Source organism: Pseudoxanthomonas beigongshangi, from assembly GCF_016820515.1.
Classification (GTDB): Bacteria; Pseudomonadota; Gammaproteobacteria; order Xanthomonadales; family Xanthomonadaceae; genus Pseudoxanthomonas_A; species Pseudoxanthomonas_A beigongshangi.
The window spans coordinates 1-15,250 of record NZ_JADHDV010000015.1 but is presented as its reverse complement, the minus strand read 5'-3'; the positions used below and the strand labels follow the sequence as shown (position 1 = coordinate 15,250).

General features: G+C 67.5%; 14 protein-coding genes and 1 riboswitch. All 14 genes read right to left on the bottom strand.

Going from position 1 to position 15,250, the window contains the following annotated elements:
- Window positions 1-60 precede the first annotated feature (60 nt).
- The 14 genes from IQ458_RS12415 to IQ458_RS12350 all read right to left on the bottom strand — a co-directional run bounded on the left by IQ458_RS12415 (window position 61) and on the right by IQ458_RS12350 (window position 15,116).
- Window positions 61-3,147: a TonB-dependent receptor gene (locus tag IQ458_RS12415; RefSeq protein ID WP_203323009.1), complete on the bottom strand. Its 3,087-nt coding sequence runs from the start codon at window positions 3,145-3,147 to the stop codon at window positions 61-63.
- A 302-nt stretch (window positions 3,148-3,449) separates the two neighbouring features.
- A complete protein-coding gene (locus IQ458_RS12410; protein WP_203323072.1) occupies window positions 3,450-3,983 on the bottom strand; it encodes a histidine phosphatase family protein in 534 nt (177 codons plus the stop codon).
- Window positions 3,984-4,015: 32 nt separating this feature from the next.
- The gene (gene cobU / locus IQ458_RS12405; RefSeq protein WP_203323008.1) at window positions 4,016-4,549 is read right to left on the bottom strand and encodes a bifunctional adenosylcobinamide kinase/adenosylcobinamide-phosphate guanylyltransferase; all 534 of its coding nucleotides are present in this window, start codon (window positions 4,547-4,549) and stop codon (window positions 4,016-4,018) included.
- Window positions 4,546-6,018 (bottom strand): cobyric acid synthase, encoded by a 1,473-nt coding sequence (locus IQ458_RS12400; RefSeq protein ID WP_203323007.1) that lies wholly within the window; start codon window positions 6,016-6,018, stop codon window positions 4,546-4,548. The genes cobU and IQ458_RS12400 overlap by 4 nt, the downstream gene beginning before the upstream one ends.
- Entirely contained in the window at window positions 6,015-7,010 is a 996-nt protein-coding gene (gene cobD, locus IQ458_RS12395; RefSeq protein ID WP_203323006.1) for a threonine-phosphate decarboxylase CobD, read from the bottom strand. The genes IQ458_RS12400 and cobD overlap by 4 nt, the downstream gene beginning before the upstream one ends.
- Window positions 7,003-7,929, bottom strand: coding sequence for an adenosylcobinamide-phosphate synthase CbiB (cbiB, locus tag IQ458_RS12390; RefSeq protein WP_203323005.1), 927 nt, complete (start codon window positions 7,927-7,929; stop codon window positions 7,003-7,005). Before cbiB ends, cobD begins: the two co-directional genes overlap by 8 nt.
- Window positions 7,926-9,224 (bottom strand): cobyrinic acid a,c-diamide synthase CobB, encoded by a 1,299-nt coding sequence (locus tag IQ458_RS12385; protein WP_203323004.1) that lies wholly within the window; start codon window positions 9,222-9,224, stop codon window positions 7,926-7,928. Before IQ458_RS12385 ends, cbiB begins: the two co-directional genes overlap by 4 nt.
- A 3-nt stretch (window positions 9,225-9,227) precedes the next feature.
- Entirely contained in the window at window positions 9,228-9,854 is a 627-nt protein-coding gene (cobO, locus tag IQ458_RS12380) for a cob(I)yrinic acid a,c-diamide adenosyltransferase (protein ID WP_183636182.1), read from the bottom strand.
- Window positions 9,851-10,471, bottom strand: a complete 621-nt coding sequence (locus IQ458_RS12375; RefSeq protein WP_425504683.1) for a hypothetical protein — start codon at window positions 10,469-10,471, stop codon at window positions 9,851-9,853. Before IQ458_RS12375 ends, cobO begins: the two co-directional genes overlap by 4 nt.
- A gap of 14 nt (window positions 10,472-10,485) precedes the next feature.
- Window positions 10,486-11,070: a hypothetical protein gene (locus IQ458_RS12370; RefSeq protein ID WP_203323003.1), complete on the bottom strand. Its 585-nt coding sequence runs from the start codon at window positions 11,068-11,070 to the stop codon at window positions 10,486-10,488.
- A 12-nt stretch (window positions 11,071-11,082) separates the two neighbouring features.
- On the bottom strand, window positions 11,083-12,948 hold the full coding sequence (btuB, locus tag IQ458_RS12365) for a TonB-dependent vitamin B12 receptor (protein ID WP_203323002.1): 1,866 nt from the start codon (window positions 12,946-12,948) through the stop codon (window positions 11,083-11,085).
- Window positions 12,949-13,053: 105 nt separating this feature from the next.
- Window positions 13,054-13,289, bottom strand: a riboswitch (cobalamin riboswitch).
- A gap of 62 nt (window positions 13,290-13,351) precedes the next feature.
- On the bottom strand, window positions 13,352-13,978 hold the full coding sequence (locus IQ458_RS12360) for an OmpH family outer membrane protein (RefSeq protein WP_203323001.1): 627 nt from the start codon (window positions 13,976-13,978) through the stop codon (window positions 13,352-13,354).
- A 42-nt stretch (window positions 13,979-14,020) separates the two neighbouring features.
- Window positions 14,021-14,776: a SapC family protein gene (locus IQ458_RS12355; RefSeq protein ID WP_203323000.1), complete on the bottom strand. Its 756-nt coding sequence runs from the start codon at window positions 14,774-14,776 to the stop codon at window positions 14,021-14,023.
- Window positions 14,777-14,825: 49 nt separating this feature from the next.
- Window positions 14,826-15,116 carry a hypothetical protein gene (locus tag IQ458_RS12350; protein ID WP_183636172.1) on the bottom strand — a complete coding sequence of 97 codons (291 nt, stop codon included), beginning with the start codon at window positions 15,114-15,116 and terminating at the stop codon, window positions 14,826-14,828.
- Window positions 15,117-15,250 lie beyond the last annotated feature (134 nt).

Here is a 15,250-nt window from a genome sequence, read left to right as displayed (position 1 = left end):
CGCCTGTCGCCAACATGGAAAATCCCCCTCACCCTCGGGTGAGGGGGCGGACAACTCGACTCAGAACTTGTAGGTCAGGCCCAGGTACAGGATGCGCCCGGAGTAGTTGTTGGAGTACGTGCGGGCTTCGGTGTCGTTGCCCAGATACTGCCGTTGCTCAGACTTGGTCGCATTCAGCACCGAACCGGTGAGGGTCAGGTAGTCGGTGATGTTGTACGCGGCGTTCAGATCCAGCTGATCGTAAGGCTCGCTGTAGACCGTGAGACCATTGTCCAGGTTGCCGATCACCTCGCCGCGACGATTGTAGGAAGCACGGGCCAGGAACCGGTCGTTCTCGTAGAACACCGTCAGGTTCGCCTGGTTCTTGGCGCTGCCCGCCAGCGGCGATTCGCCGATGTTCTCGCCGTCGAGAACGATGGAAGCCAGGTTGGTGTCGTTGTACGTGTAGTTGGCCTGGAATCCGAATCCCGAATCGAAGGTGTGCTGGGCATACAGTTCCACGCCCTGCGACACCGCGTCGCGGCCATTGGCATCGGTGCTGTACCCCTGGATCGTCACCGTCTCTCCACCCACCACGAGTTGCTGGTCGCGGACGACCTCGACGGTGAAGTTCTTGACGTTCTTCCGGAACAGTCCTGCGCCCAGCACCGAACCCGGCTTGTAGTACCACTCCAGCCCGACATCGAACTGGGTGGCCTCGAACGGCTGCAGATCCTTGTTGCTGCCCGAGCCGTACCAGCCGGGGTTGGTGGTGCCGCCGGCGACACGCCGGTCGTTGCTGTATTCCTCGCTGTAGAACTGCAGCCCGCCCGGATAGGCGATGCTGGTGTAGCCCGCACGGGAAATGACCTTGGAGGCCGCGGCGCGCAGCACCAGGTTCTCGGTCAGGTCATAGGCGATGTTGAAGCTCGGCAGCACGTCGGTGTAGGTCTTGTCCAGCGAGGCCAGTTCGTAGGTCTTCTCGCGCACGTCGCGGCGCACGAAGCCCGACTCGCAGACGGTTCCCGCGGGCGGTTCGCCGGCGGGACACGCCAGCGGGTTGCCATCCGGGCCATCCACGAAGTAGTCCATGAACCGTTCCACCGAGTCGGTGGATTCGGCGCTCTGCTTGGTGCGCACCACGCGCACGCCGATGTTGCCGCGCAGGCGCTCGGTGCGGAAATTGGCCTGGAAGTAGCCCGAATAGATCTTCTCGCCGACGTTGTAGACGAAGTCGGGTTCGCGACGGTTCTGCATGCCGCCATAGCGGCTGTTGAGATAGTTGATGTAGGCCGGGAAGTTGATGCCGGGGAAGACATTGGCGTTGAAGCCGCCGGCGATGTTGCCGATGGGTTTGGAGTAGAAGAAGCCTGGCTGGGCGATGCCCTTTTCCGGATCGGCACAGCCGCTGCTCTGGTAGCGGGCGTCATAGTCGTCGGGCGAGGCGCCCTGGCAGACCCAGTAGGTATTGCCGGTGTTGCGGTGCACCTTGCCGTCCCGGTACTTCGCGCCGAACTGGATCGAATCCAGCCAGCCGTCCTCGAACAGCTTGGTGAAGTCGGCCTGGAAGTAGTTCTGCTCGAGTTCGGTTTCCATCCAGGACGAATCGGTCGAGCCGGTGTCGATTTCCGCCACGCCCGCCATCAGCATCTCCTGCAGATTCGGCGAGAAGGTCGCCGTCGGCGTCCCGCTCAGATCCCAGGCGCTGTAGGTATTGCCGGCCTGCCACACGCCGTCGACCTGGCGACGCGGTTTGGCCGACATGCGGAAGTTCATCGACGGGCCGCCTTCGGACCAGGTCCGGCCGCCCTTGAACGATGCCTTCCACAGCGGGCCGATATCCCATTCGATCGCCAGATCCGCGGTCTGCGACAGCGCCTTTTCGCGGCTGTAGCCGCCGGTCAGCTGCGGAGTCGGGATGGTGCAGTCATCCGGTCCCCAACCGCCGCGTTCCAGGCCGGCTGCCACTGCTTCGTCCTCGCTGCAATAATAGACCTTGCCTGGCAGCTTTTCGTACTCGGCGCCGGTCACGATGGTGCCGCTGCGATCGAAGGTCAGCCCATTGAGCAGGCGGCCGCCGGGCCAGTTGCCGTCGCCCGAATAGCGGGCCAGGTTCCATTCCGGGATCTTCAGCATGTTCAGGGTGTAATCGCCCTGGAGTTCGAAGCGGAAATAGTTGGCGGTCAGGGTCAGGTTGTCGGTTGGCTTGAACTGGAAGGTCAGCTGCGCGCCCTCGCGCTCGCGCTCTTCCTCGCGCACGGCGAAGTTGACCGAGGTCGGCAGGAAGAAGTTGGAGTAGTAGTCGCCCGTCTGGTTGTAAAAACCCGACTGTCCCCACCAGTATCCAATGCCGTCCTGGGTGAATGGCCTCCCGTTGACATCGGTCGCGGGCGAACCTTCGTAGTCATCTCCGTACCACTGGTAGTCCTCGGTGCTGACCTCCATGCTGCGGTTTGTGCGCTTCTGCTTGGTCACGCCCACCAGCACGCCGAACCGGTCATCGTCGCTGTGCCAGGAATACATGGCCGACAGCTGCGGGTCGGTGGTCTTGCTGGTGTCCGAATAGGTTCCTTCGACGGTGGCGAAGCCCGAATTGCTCTCCAGATCCAGCGGGCGCCGGGTATGCAGAATCACCGTGCCGCCGATGCCGCCTTCGTCGATGCGCGCCTCCGGGGTCTTGAACAGTTCCGCGCTGGACAGCATGTTGGCCGGCAGCAGCGTGTAGTTGAACGAGCGCGACGCTTCGTCGTTGGTTTCCGACGAGGCGACGTAGTTGCCGTTCAACTGGGTCAGGGTGAGGTCCGAGGACAGGCCGCGCACGCTGACGGTTTTTCCCTCGCCGCCGTCGCGGGTGATGATCACGCCGGGCACGCGCTGCAGCGCGTCGGCCACGTTCTTGTCGGGGAATTTGCTGACGTCTTCGGCGGTGATGACTTCGACGACCGCGTTCGCGTTGCGCTTCTGTTCCAGGCTCTGCTCGATCGAGTAGCGGAAACCGGTGACGGTCACCTTGTCGAGGTCGGTGGCGCTGGCGGGCGCGTCGGCCTGCTCCTGGGCTGGCGCCTGCTGGGCGAATGCGCTGCCCGGCAGCGCCGCGGTTGCGGTCAGGGCGATGGCGATCGCCGTGGATAGTGAATTCCTGATGCGCTTGCGTGGAACCTGGTTCATTTCAATCACCCTCTCCTGGATTGAATAACGGTTGCTGACGCGGAATTTTTATATCGATCTAAATTTCTGTAGCGATTTACCTCGTTGCAAATGCGCGCACTCACTCCGTCGCCGGAATGCCATATGCACTTCGATTACCCGCCGTTATTCCCCAACAGTGACCGCTTCCTTATTTGGATCGATTCAAGCGGGTAGGCGCGAGATTAGTACCACAGGGTTTTGCCTGGCGCATGCTGCCTTGCAGCAAGCCTGGGCCCGCTCCCCGCCCTGCCTGCCATCGCCGCCAGCCGGACGATGGCGTTTCATCGCCCGGCTGGCGGCCAGGCCAACGGATGCAGCGAGGCGTGATCCACGGGGATGCCCGCCATCTCGCCGAAATCGCGGCCCTCCACCAGACACCGCAACAGGCGAATCGCCGCACCGTGAGTCAGGACAAGGACGCGCCGTCCGTGTGATTCGGCGGCAATTTCGTCCAGCGCGGCGGACAGGCGTTCACGGAACGCTGCGAAGGGTTCCGCGCCCGGCGGAGGGAAACGCACCGGATCCGACCAGTACGCGTGCAGCGCGTCGGGCGAGGTCGTTTGCAGTGTTTCGATCGGCATACCCTGCCATTCGCCGAAGTGGTACTCGGCCAGTCGCGCATCCAGCCGCAGCGGCAACCCGCGCCGGGCCGCCAGCTCGGTCGCGAACGCCGCGCAGCGCCGCAGCGTGGAAGCCACGATCGCATCCCAGTGCCGACCGGCGACCGCCGTGCGCAATTGCGCCCAGCCCATCGGCGAAAGCGCGTCATCGAGCTGTCCCCGATAACTGATGCGACCGGTGTCGCCATGCCGCATCAACTCGACCCCGGGCGCGTCCGCGCCAAGGCTCACGGCAGGCTTCCCTTGAGCGCCAGCGGCAGACCCGCGGCGACGAACACCACCCGTCCGCAACGCTCCGCCAGCGCCTGGTGCAATCGCCCGGCCTCGTCCACGAACCGGCGGCTCAGTTCGCCCATCGGCACCACGCCGGATCCGACTTCATTGCTGACCATCAGGATCTCGCCCGGCAAGCCGGGCAGCGTGTCCAGCAGCGCTTTCCGCTCGCGTTCGAACGCCGTGCCTTCCGCGTCGATCAGAAGGTTGCTCAACCACAGGGTGAGGCAGTCCACCAGCAGGCAGCGATCCGCTGCCGCATGCCGGGCCAGGGTCGCGGCGAGTTCGATGGGCGTTTCCACGCAGGCCCAGTCGGCCGGACGCCGGGCGCGATGGTGGGCGATGCGCGCGGCCATTTCATCATCGCCGCTGCGCGCGGTGGCGATGTAGGTGACCGCATGCCCGGAGGCCTGCGCCCAGCGTTCGGCCAGCGCGCTCTTGCCGGATCGCGCGCCCCCCAGAATCAGCGTGTGTCGTGGAGGGTTCATGCGTTCTCCCGTCCCAGCAGCCGGTGCAACGCGGCGGTGTCCAGGTGCGCTTCCACCGCGTCGGCCAGACGATCGATGGCGCTCTCGCGCAGTGCCTGCATGTCCACGGGGGCGGCCCGCTCCAGACCCGCCCATCGCAACAGCGCGGCCAGCGCCGGTGGCGAATCGAACAGGCCATGCAGGTAAGTGCCGAGGATCTGGTCGTCGTCCGAACGCGCGCCATCGGCGCGTCCCTGCTCCAGCGTGATCGGCGCGGACGCCAGCGCGACACCGCGACTGACGCCGCAATGGATCTCGTATCCACTGACAGGCGCCGCGTCGTCCGCCAGGGCGAGCATGCCGCGCACGTTCCGCAGTTGCTTGCCGGCTTCCAGCGTCGTCTCGATATCCAGCCAGCCCAGCCCCGCGCTGGATCCCGGCGCGCCCTCGATGCCCTCGGGATCGTGGATGCGCCGGCCCAGCATCTGGAAGCCGCCGCAGATGCCGATCACCTTGCCGCCGTAGCGCAGGTGCCGGGCCAGTGCCACCTCCCATCCCTGCTCGCGCAGCCAGGCAAGATCGGCGCGGGTGGACTTGCTGCCCGGCAGGATGATCAGGTCGCAGTGCGGCGGCGATTGCCCCGGGCCGACGAACCGGCAATCCACCTGCGGATGCGCACGCAGCGCGTCCAGATCGGTGTGGTTGCTGATGCGCGGCAATGCCGGTACCGCCACCCGCAGGCGGGCTTCGGGCTTGTCGGCGACGGCGACGGGCAGTGCGTCCTCCGCTTCCAGATGCAGGCCCTGCAGGTAGGGCAGCACGCCGAGCACCGGCTTGCCGGTTTCGCGCTCCAGCCAGGCCAATCCCGGTTCGAGCAGGGAAATGTCGCCGCGGAAACGGTTGATGACGAAACCCTTCACCCGCCGCCGTTCGCTTTCCGAAAGCAATGCGAGGGTGCCGACCAGATGCGCGAACACGCCGCCGCGATCGATGTCGGCCACCAGGATCACCGGGCAATCGACGGCTTCCGCATACCCCATGTTGGCGATGTCGTTGGCGCGCAGGTTGATTTCCGCCGGGCTGCCGGCGCCCTCCACCACCACCGCGTCATAGCCGGCGCACAGCCGCGCGTGCGAAGCGAGCACCGCTTCCAGCGCCACCCGCTTGTAGTCGTGATATGCGCTGGCTCCCAGGCGCGCGACCGCGCGTCCGTGGACGATGACTTGCGCACCGGTGTCGCTGTCGGGCTTGAGCAGCACGGGGTTGAAATCCGTATGCGGCGCCAGCCCGCACGCCTGCGCCTGTACCGCCTGCGCGCGCCCGATTTCGCCACCGTCCGCCGTGACCGCCGAGTTGAGTGCCATGTTCTGCGGCTTGAACGGCGCCACCCGCACGCCCTGGCGTTGCAGCCAGCGGCACAGCGCGGTGACCAGCGTGCTCTTGCCGGCATCGGACGTGCAGCCCTGCACCATCAGCACGCGCGCGTTCATGCGATGGCTTCCGCGTGGATGCCGGCGAGTGCGTCGCGCAGGCGCAGGAATCCCGCCTCATCCGCCGGCAGGCCGAAGCGCAGGCTGGCCGGCGTGTCGAACAACCGGGTCAGGATGCCGCGCCGCGCCAGCGCCTCGTGCAATGCGCGCGCATCGGCGTGACGGCACCACTGGAACAGCGCGCAACCGCCGGCCGGTTCGAGCCCGGCCGCACGCAGGATTCCGGAAAGCCGCTCGCCGGCGGCCCGCAAGCGTGGACGCGCCGACGCCTGCCAGGCCTTGTCGGCCAGCGCCAGCCGCAGCGCATGGCGGCTGGGACCGCTCAACGTCCAGGGTCCCAGCCGTTCGCGCAATGCGTCCAGCAGCAGGGGCGATGCGCAGACGAATCCCGCCCGCGCGCCGGCCATGCCGAAGAACTTGCCGACCGAGCGCAGCACGATCAGGCCTTCCCGCGCGGTCTCGGCGCACAGGCTGGCGTCCGGCTCGACATCGATGAAGGCTTCGTCGACCACCAGCCAGCCGCCACGCGCGGCCAGGCGCGCGTGCAGTTCGAGCAACTGCGCGGAACCGAAGCGCTCGCCGCCGGGATTGTTGGGATGAATCAGTACCACCACGTCGAAGCGATGCGCCTGCGCCAGCAGTTCCCCGGCAGGCAGGGTCGCCACCTCGTGCCAGGCGCGCCGCCATGCATGCGCGTGTTCGGCGTAACCGGGGGCGATGACGCCCACCCGCGAGGGAACCCGCAACTGCGGCAAGGCCTGGATCGCCGCCTGCGACCCGGCGACCGGCAGCAGATCCGGCGCACCGTAGTAGGCACGCGCGGTTTCGATCAGGCCATCGTCATCCTCCGGCAGTCGGTGCCAGACCGATGCCGGCAATTCCGGCACCGGCCACGGAAACGGGCTGACGCCGGTGGACAGGTCCAGCCAGTCCGACGCCGGGATTCCGTATTGCCGCGCGGCGCGCAGCAGGCGTCCGCCATGTTCAAGCATGCAGCATCTCCCGTCCGAGTCCGATGATCAGCGCGATCGCCAACCACAGCACCACGCCGCGGTTCACCAATCGTCGCGCCGCCGCGATGCCGGCCCGGTCCGCCGCCCTGCCCTCGCCCAGCGGCGGACGTTGCTGCCAGACACCGTGATATGGCGCCGGTCCGCCCAACCGGACTCCCAGCGCGCCCGCACCCGCCGCCATCACCGGCCCGGCGTTGGGACTCTTCCATTGCCCCGCCTGCGCACGCCAGCAACGCAGCGCGCCGGTGGTCCGGCCCAGCAAGGCATAGCTCAACGCGGTCAGCCGCGCGGGCAGCAGATTCAGCAGGTCGTCCAGCCGCGCGGCGGCCCAGCCGAAACGCAAATGGCGCGGGGTTCGATAACCCCACATCGCGTCGAGCGTGTTCGCCAGCCGATACAGCACTACGCCGGGCGCGCCGAGCACGGCAAACCAGAACAACGCACCGAACACCGCGTCGCTGCCGTTCTCCAGCACCGATTCGGTGGCCGCCGCGGCCACCTGCGAGGCATCGAGTCCGCCGGTGTCGCGGCTGACCATGCGCCCGACCGCCCGACGCGCGGCGTCCAGCTCGGCGGCCGCCAATGCATCTTCAACCGCACGCGCGTGCTCGCCCAGACTGCGCCGGCCGATGGCCAGGTACAGCATGACCGCCGCGAACGCGGTCGCGAGCCACGGGACTTCCTGTCGCAGCCAGACGTCCACGCCTGCGACCACGGCCACCGGCGGAAGCACCGCCACGCTCCACGCGAGCGCTCCCGCGCCGCGCGCATCACGATGCAGGCGACGTTCGAGCCAGTCCGCCCAGCGGCCGAATCCCACCAGCGGATGCCAACGGCGGGGTTCGCCCAGCAAAGTGTCCAGGCCGACGCCGGCCAGCATCGCCAGCACCGGCGTCATGGCAGGAACAACCGCAGCGCGGCCTGCGGATTCGACGGGAAATAGAAGTGGACGAAACTGGCGGTGAGGCGGCGATCCCGATGGACGGTTTCCCGGCTGGGACCGCCATTCGGGTTGCTGGCGACGGCGAGCGGAACGGAGGCCAACTCCGCGCGGGCATAGTGGAACGTGTGTCCGCGCAGCACGCCTTCGGGCAGTTCGACCGATTGCAGGCCCAGCGCGGCCAGTCGCGGCTGCATGGCCGCTTCGCCCGCCATGAGTCCGGCCATCGCGGCACGCTCGCCGTCCTTGCCGGTCAGTGCCTCCAGGACGAACAGCATGCCGCCGCATTCGGCCAGCATCGGCTTGCCGTCATCGCGATGCGCACGCAGCGCTGCGTGCAATTCATGCTGTTGCGAAAGCACCGCCAGATGCAGCTCCGGATAACCGCCGGGCAGCCAGACTGCGTCGCAGTCGGGCAAGCACTCGCCCGCCAGCGGCGAGAAGAAGCGCAGGTCCGCGCCCGCCGCGCGCAGCAGATCCAGATTGGCCGGATACAGGAAGCAGAACGCCGCGTCGCGGGCGATCGCGATGCGCAGGCCACGCAGCAACGGCGGTACGGGTTCGATATCCACCGGCGCGAATGCCACCGGCGGCGGCAAGGTTGTGGCCGCATGAACACCCCAGGCATCGGCCAGCGCATCCAGCCGCGCGTCGATGTCGCCGAGTTCACCGGCCGACACCAGACCGAGGTGACGCTCCGGCAACGCCAGTTGCGCATCGCGCGGCAACGCGCCCAGCCAGTGCAGATCCGCCGGCAGGCTGCTGCGCAGCAGATCGGCGTGATGGGCGCTGCCGATGCGATTGGCGGCCACGCCATGCACGGCCAGACCTTCGCGATAGCGCGCCAACCCCGTCGCCAGCGCACCGAAGGTCTGCGCCATCGCCGATCCGTCGATGACCGCCAGCACCGGAACGCCCAGCGCCTGCGCCAGATCCGCGCTGGAGGGCGATCCGTCGAACAGACCCATGACGCCCTCGATCAGGATCAGGTCGGCTTCGCCCGCTGCCGCGTGCAGGCGTGCGCGCACGTCGGCCTCGCCGGTCATCCATAGATCCAGCTGGTAGGCCGGCGCTCCGCTGGCGCGTTCCAGCACCATCGGATCCAGGAAATCCGGACCGGTCTTGAATACCCGCACGCGACGGCCCTGGCGACGGTGCCAGCGGGCCAGCGCGGCGGTCACGCTGGTCTTGCCCTGCCCCGAAGCGGGCGCGGAGACCAGCAATGCCGGACAGCGGAAGGTTTCGGAATCCATGGTCTACAGTTCGATGCCGTGCTGGGCCTTGATACCCGCCTTGAACGCATGCTTGATCAGGCGCATCTCGGTGACCGTGTCGGCCGCGTCGATCAGTGCCTGCGGCGCGCCGCGTCCGGTGACGACCACGTGCTGGCGCGGCGGTCGCGCGGCCAGCGCGGCGAGCACCTGGTCCAGCGGGACGTAATCCTTGTTCAGGGCGATGTTGAGTTCGTCGAGCAGGACGAAATCATAGGCCGGATCCGACAGCATCCGCGCGGCCTCCTGCCAGGCCGCGCCGGCCGCGGCGATGTCGCGCTCGCGATCCTGGGTTTCCCAGGTGAAGCCCTCGCCCATCACACGATAATCGACGTCCTCGTCGAAGCGACGGAAGAACGCCTCCTCTCCGGTGGAAAAGCTGCCCTTGATGAATTGCACGACCCCGCAATGGAAGCCGTGTCCCAGGCTGCGCGCCAGCATGCCGAAACCGGAGGAACTCTTGCCCTTGCCATTGCCGGTGTTCACCACCAGCACGCCGCGGTCGATGGTGGCGCGGGCGACCCGGCGATCGACCAGTTCCTTCTTGCGCTGGGCGCGTTCGCGATAGTGCTCCTCCTCGCTGAGCCCGCGGCGTTCCGAACCGCGGCTCATGCCGGGCTGCCCTGGCGGGAGGCGGCGCGTGCGGCCAGCCCGCGCAGGCATGCGCGAACCAGGAAAGCGACGCCCACGTAACCGGCCAGCGTGCCCAGGGCGCGCGGATAGTAGTGCGGAATGCGAGCGAGAAAGCCGTCCAGGGTCGGCTCCGGATAGCGCCCGGAGAAGAAATAGAAACCGCCCTTGGACAACAGGTAGGCCACGCTCGCCGTCACCGCCAGCGTCAATGCCAGGCGGGGTACCGTGCCCGCGTGGTCCCGGTGCAGCCCGCGATAGGCATGGCCGCCCAGCCATAGCGCCGCGTAGGCGAACGCCAATGCCCAGTAGGCCGGCGACAGGCACCAGTCGGTGATGGTGCCGTTGGCGAGGCTGCCGAAGTCCAGCAGCGACGACAGCACGAAGAAGGCCGGCAGCGTCCACATCGGCCGCAGCAGCGCGCCGGCCAGGAAGAACACCGCCCACGATGCGCTGGGCAGCGCATCCACGCTGGCGAAGTGCTGGCCGCGGGTGGCGATCATCAGCAGCGCCAGGGCGATGCCGGTGAGGAGCTGCGCACGCGTGGACGTCAGCGGCAGCGCGGGTTCGGATGTGACGGACAGGTGCTTTGCGGACATCGCGGTTCTCCTGATCAGGTGCCGAGGGAGGCGGGACGACGACGGGTAGCCAGCAACAGGCCGTGCACCAGCAATGCGCTGGCCACGTAGGTCAGCGTGGTCCGCACGAACAGCGGTCCCCACTGCCAGATCCGCGCCAGGTACTGCGGCCATTCCGGATTCAGGTAGCGCCCGCCCAGCCAGTAGAACGCGCCGTTGGAAATCAGGAACGACAGCGAGGCGCAGGCCAGCGCCACCAGCAGCGCGCCGCACAGCCCGCCGCACAGCCCGCGCCAGTCTTGCGCCATCCTCGGCGCGTAGGCGCGGCCGCCGTACCAGAGCACCGCGTAGGCCGGCAGCAGGAAGGCGTAGGCAGGTGTCACGCAGAAATCACTGACGCCGGCCAGTTCCACCGCCGCCCAGTCGATGCCCACCGCCAGCCCCAGCAAGCCCAGGAACGGCAGGTGTCCGCGCAGGTACAGGCCGCCCAGGAAGAAGATCGCCATCGACGCGTCCGGCAGATGCAGGACATCGCCGAAGTGATGGTAACGGGTGGCGATCATCAGCACCGCGAAGGTGGCGAGCAGACCGAGATGGAAAGGCCGTGACAGTGGTTTCATCTTGTGCTCCGGTCAGTGGGTGACGGGCTGGTAGCGGACAGTCAACAACCAGGTCCGTCCTGGCTGGTTGTAGAGCGCGGCGGTTTCGTAGCGCTTGTCGAACACGTTGGAGGCCGCCAGTTGCAATTGCCACGCCGGGGTCAGCGTGTAGCCCATGCGCAGGTCGACCAGCCCGTACCCGCCCAGGCGGGTGGTGTTGGCGAGGTTGTCGTAGCGTTCGCCCACGCCGATCGCGCTGGCGCCTACGCTGAACGCGCCGAAGCGGCGATCGGCATCGATGCGGGCGCTGCTTCGCGCTCGTCGCGGCAGCAGGTTGTCGCGGTTGGGATTGTCGCCATCGTTGCGCGGATCCAGCCGGGTCAGGCTGGCGCGCAGATCCCAGTCCGCCAGCCGTACCGCGCCTTCGGCCTCGATGCCGCGGATGCGCGCGCGATCAATGTTGTTGGGGCCGCCGGAGTCTCCCAGCGAGGCATCGAACGCGATCATGTCGTCGATGTGCGTCTCGTAGGCATGCAGCGCCCAACGCGCACGCCCGTGATCGCCTCGCAGGCTCAGCTCGACGCTGCGCGAGGTTTCCGGACCCAGTTCCGGATTGCCGTAGCCCGGGAAGTAGAGTTCGTTGAAGGTGGGCGCCTTGAAGCCGGTTCCATAGCTGGCGCCCAGGCGCAGCTGTTCGGTGAAGTCCCAACCCCATTGCAGGCTGCCCGTGGTCTCGCCGCCGAACTGGCTGTCGTCGTCGCGGCGCGCACTGGCCTGCAGCGACTGCCGGCCGAATTCCTGCTGCCATTGGCCGAACACGCCGCGATTGATCCGGCGATCGCGCGCGTAACCGGTATTGCTGTCCACCTCGTCGCCGGACCAGTCGTAGCCCAGGGTCAACAAGCCCGCGCCGAGCCCCAGGTCGGCCTGCAGCGAACCCAGCTTGCGGCGGGTGTCGAAGTGGGAGGAATACACGCCATCGAGGAAGTTCTCGCTCAGATCCGCGCTGGCGCCGGCGCTGGCGGTGATGCGCAGCCGATCATTGGCCGCGTAGCGCACGCGCCCGCCAACCACCTGCTGGACCGTATCGGCCTCGTTGTTGAGGCTGCCGTCGTATTCGTTGCGGCCTTCGGCGCGGAACAACCGCAGTTCCGCGTCCCAATGCTCGTCGAAGCGATAGCCGCCCTGCACGGTCAGCGAGGCATTGCGGTAGCCATCGCGATCCGGATCGAAGTTGCGCCGGCCGCGATAGGCGTTGATGCCGTCGGTGTCCTGGTGCGCGGCCTGGATTGCATACCAGCCGCCCCGCTCGGCATCGCCGCTGCGCCCGCCGATGCCGGCGGAGGCGCGTCGGGTCCTTTCGCTGCCGATGCTGGCGCTGAAGTTGGGCTGGAACGGCCCCTGCGGCCGGCGGGTGAAGATCTGGATCACGCCGCCCAGCGCCTCGGATCCGTACAGGCTGGAGAATGGCCCGCGCACGATTTCGATGCGCTCGATCTGCTCGACGGGAATGTCCTGCAGCGATGCGCCGCCACTGGTGGCCGACCCCAGCTTGATGCCGTCGACCAACACCAGCACGTGATCGGATTCGGTGCCGCGCAGGAACAGCGACGTGGACTTGCCCGGACCGCCGTTGTTGGCCAGCGACAGGCCCGCGCGGCCAGTCAGCAGATCCGGCAGCGAGGCCGGCTGCAGGCGCTCGATCTCCTCGCGATCGATCACGGTGACCGCGGCCAGGGTCTGATCCTGGGTCCGCGCGGTGCGCGTCGCGGTGACGATCACGCCATCCAGATCGGTGGCCGGCGCTTCGGCGAAGGCCGGGGCGATGAAGCAAAGGGAAGGCAACAACGAAACCGCCAGGATCTGGCGGTGGAACGACGACTGCGGATGCACTGACACACTCCTTGACCGCGCCTGCCCGCGCGGAAGCGATGGAAAAGGACAGGCGGAAAGAGAGTGCTATGGCGACCGGAAACGAGCCGGCCTCCATGACATCGCCCACCGCATGTCACGCCGCTCAAAGGCCGGTCTCCGGGCTCGCGAGTGAAGCCGGGAAAGATCCGTGCTTCCGGTCCGCGCCTTCCCATGCATCAAGCACAGTGGCTGTTGCGGTACCTTGTCTCGCCTACCGTTGCGGGGGCAGCTCCGGAATTGCCGATCGTGCGAACACGATCCGGCGCACCGGATTCCCGTTTCAACCACCGGCCAGGCCGGCGGTCACCTCAGGCGGCGCGAGTATAGCAGTTGATGGCAGTGTGGCCCCGGCGCCGTGGCGTGCGCCGGAGCGGCCGCGCGTCGCGGCTCAGCGCTTGCCCGGTGCGGGCGTCGCGGCGGGCGTGGCGGACTCGCGTTGCAGCGTGACCGGAATCGACTTGACCCGCGCATCCAGCGCCTTGACCACGTCGGCGGTCAGGTCGTGGCTCATGTTGCCGGCCAGCACCATGCCGCGATCCAGCAGCACGCCGCAGCCGTGGCGCTGGTAGGCCTCGGCGATGAGCGGCTGGGCGGCGGTGGAGATCCGTTCCAGCACCGATGCGCGGGTCGCCTCGATCTCGCGCGAGCGCTGGCTGGCGCGCTGCTGCACGGCCTGCGCTTCCTGCACCGCCTTGCTCTGCTCGGGGGTGAACTTGTCAGCGGAAATGTTGCCGCGCACGCCCACGCGGATCAGTTCCGCCTCAGCGCGGCTCTTGTCGCGTTCGATCTCGGCCTGGGCGTCGGTCACCAGTTTCTGCAACTGCACGCCCGCGTCCTTGCCGGCGGCCGCGTTGGAGAACACCGCTTCGCGGCTGAGGTAGCAGACACCGGCGACGACCGGGCCTTCGAGCGAGGCCGTCGCGCCGCCAGCCGCCTGCGCGCAGGCGCCATTGGCCGCAGTGAGCGTCACGACGAGAGTGAGGAAGCGGAGTGTGTTGGAGGAATTCTTGCACATGGGAATGTTGTCGTCGTCCGGTTGACAGAGGTGGGGTTCCAATCAGGGTGCCAGCAGGTCGTTGAAGCGGCCCAGCGACGCCAGGTGGAAGTGCACCAGCGCCAGCCAGCCCTTGCGATGCCAGTCGACGATCACCGCGTCCGGCAGCGCGGCGAATTTTTCGCCATCGACCACCTGGAAGCCATCGACGCTGCTGCGGCGCCCATCCGCGAAGGCGATGTTGGCGCTGCGTTCGATCAGCAGCCCCTGCTCGGCCAGCGCGGCGGCGAAGGTACGTGTGGCCTGGTCCTCGCGGGTGAAGGTGTCGCAGAACTGCAGCGCCTGCCTGGTCAGCTCGCTCGGCTCGCCGTTCTCGAACAGCGGATTGCCCTCCTCGCCCGACGGGATCACCGCGTCGGAGCCGGCATCGATGGCCAGCACGTAGCCTTCCGGATCCCGGGTCTGCACGAACACGAACGGATAGCGGCGCACGTAGGCCGGCACGTACGCGCCGTCGCTCCAGGTGTCGCCGTTGACGAAGCGGTTGCGTCCGGCTTCCACGCCCAGCACCGCCAGCGGGGTGTTGTCCGGGCCGGCGAACACCAGCGGATAGTTGCGCGCGGCGGCGGCGAACTCGCCGATCACCACCGGTACGGAATTGCTGGCGGCGGCAAAGCCGACGCCGGTCGGGCGCACCCGCCACTGGGCGTGTTCGACCGAGGACAGTACGCGCGGCTCGCGATAGAACAGCGGCCAGGGATTGGCTTCGGCGGCGCCGTTGGATGCGACGGTGGCGGATTCGGGGTTCTGCGTGGTCATGGGATCTTCCATTCGTTTCTGTGATCGGGTTCGGAGGTGGATGCCTGCTTCAGCCGGGCGGCTCGAACCGGCCGCGCATGGCGTACAGGATCTGCTTGCCCTCGACGAAGGACTCGATGCATTCGCCGATGTCCTCCGGTGTCTGCCCAGATTGCCGCAAAACCATTTCAACCATATGCCGGCAGATGTCCGAATCGTGCTGCGCCCCCCAGACCTTGATCGGCAGGTAGAAACCCAGCGGCACCTTGCCGCGGGTGAGCAGGACGGGACCGTCCGCCACCAGTACGACCTCGGCGAACTTTTCGGTGAATTTTCTCAGCGAGATGAAGCCTTCTTTCACTTTTTCACTTCTTGGTTCGGGGGAGACGATCCATGCCCTCCCCCATCAAGGCGGATGCCTGTGCGGATGCCGGCCGCTTCCGTGCGGAAGCGGCCCCGGCGGGCGGCGTCAGAACCCGGCATTGACCTCCAGCT

What these genes read in the sequence shown, in the direction of transcription:
- IQ458_RS12370 (WP_203323003.1), bottom strand. Translation starts at nt 11,070, where the DNA reads ATGAAACCACTGTCACGGCCTTTCCATCTCGGTCTGCTCGCCACCTTC.
- IQ458_RS12415 (WP_203323009.1), bottom strand. Translation starts at nt 3,147, where the DNA reads ATGAACCAGGTTCCACGCAAGCGCATCAGGAATTCACTATCCACGGCG.
- IQ458_RS12385 (WP_203323004.1), bottom strand. Translation starts at nt 9,224, where the DNA reads ATGGATTCCGAAACCTTCCGCTGTCCGGCATTGCTGGTCTCCGCGCCC.
- cobO (WP_183636182.1), bottom strand. Translation starts at nt 9,854, where the DNA reads ATGAGCCGCGGTTCGGAACGCCGCGGGCTCAGCGAGGAGGAGCACTAT.
- IQ458_RS12360 (WP_203323001.1), bottom strand. Translation starts at nt 13,978, where the DNA reads ATGTGCAAGAATTCCTCCAACACACTCCGCTTCCTCACTCTCGTCGTG.
- IQ458_RS12375 (WP_425504683.1), bottom strand. Translation starts at nt 10,471, where the DNA reads ATGTCCGCAAAGCACCTGTCCGTCACATCCGAACCCGCGCTGCCGCTG.
- cobD (WP_203323006.1), bottom strand. Translation starts at nt 7,010, where the DNA reads ATGCTTGAACATGGCGGACGCCTGCTGCGCGCCGCGCGGCAATACGGA.
- cbiB (WP_203323005.1), bottom strand. Translation starts at nt 7,929, where the DNA reads ATGACGCCGGTGCTGGCGATGCTGGCCGGCGTCGGCCTGGACACTTTG.
- IQ458_RS12410 (WP_203323072.1), bottom strand. Translation starts at nt 3,983, where the DNA reads ATGCGGCATGGCGACACCGGTCGCATCAGTTATCGGGGACAGCTCGAT.
- cobU (WP_203323008.1), bottom strand. Translation starts at nt 4,549, where the DNA reads ATGAACCCTCCACGACACACGCTGATTCTGGGGGGCGCGCGATCCGGC.
- IQ458_RS12355 (WP_203323000.1), bottom strand. Translation starts at nt 14,776, where the DNA reads ATGACCACGCAGAACCCCGAATCCGCCACCGTCGCATCCAACGGCGCC.
- IQ458_RS12400 (WP_203323007.1), bottom strand. Translation starts at nt 6,018, where the DNA reads ATGAACGCGCGCGTGCTGATGGTGCAGGGCTGCACGTCCGATGCCGGC.